Here is a 236-nt window from a genome sequence, read left to right as displayed (position 1 = left end):
ATTCCATTGTCGGTTTTTCCGATTTCTCCGATGTATTGTCGTCCGACTCCATCGGTAAAATTTCCGCTTTTTCGATGTCCTGAATCATCAATAATTAGAGCAAATCCCCGACTAATCTGGGTTTGCTTACACTGATTCATCACCTCCAGCCGACGCTGATTTAGTTTCATTGCTGACCAAGGAGCTTCGGTTAAAAAGTGGTGTAATCGGTGGTAAGTTACTCCTACGGCGTTATT

1 protein-coding gene is annotated in these 236 nt (G+C 43.2%); it reads right to left on the bottom strand.

All coding sequences use genetic code 11. From position 1 onward, the window contains the following. The coding region (locus tag PL9631_RS25700) for a transposase (protein WP_197046524.1) at window positions 1-236 on the bottom strand (236 nt) is incomplete at both ends.

The organism is Planktothrix paucivesiculata PCC 9631, assembly GCF_900009265.2.
GTDB lineage: Bacteria > Cyanobacteriota > Cyanobacteriia > Cyanobacteriales > Microcoleaceae > Planktothrix > Planktothrix paucivesiculata.
This window is presented reverse-complemented; position numbering and strand designations above follow the sequence as displayed.